At 34.6% G+C, this 231-nt stretch carries 1 protein-coding gene; it reads left to right on the top strand.

The genetic code is table 11. The annotated features are described in order from the left end of the window. The coding region (locus R0K30_RS23790) for a glycosyltransferase (RefSeq protein WP_410613525.1) at window positions 1–231 on the top strand (231 nt) is incomplete at both ends.

Raw genomic sequence — 231 nt, forward strand, 5'->3', positions numbered from 1 at the left:
TGGCTAAGTCCTATGACTTATCTAATGTTGAATTTTTAGGAAAAATATCTCCTGATTCAATCCCGAACCTATATAAAAAAATAGATATAATTATAAATTACAGGCGTAATGAACCTGTAGCACACTCAGTTACACCACTTAAACCCTTAGAAGCTATGGCTTACAAAAAACTTGTTATTACCAGTGATGTGCTTGGTATGACGGAAATCGTAACCGATCATGAAACAGGTG

The sequence above is a fragment of the Bacillus sp. SIMBA_154 genome, from assembly GCF_046536015.1.
GTDB classification, from domain to species: Bacteria; Bacillota; Bacilli; order Bacillales; family Bacillaceae; genus Bacillus; species Bacillus pumilus_P.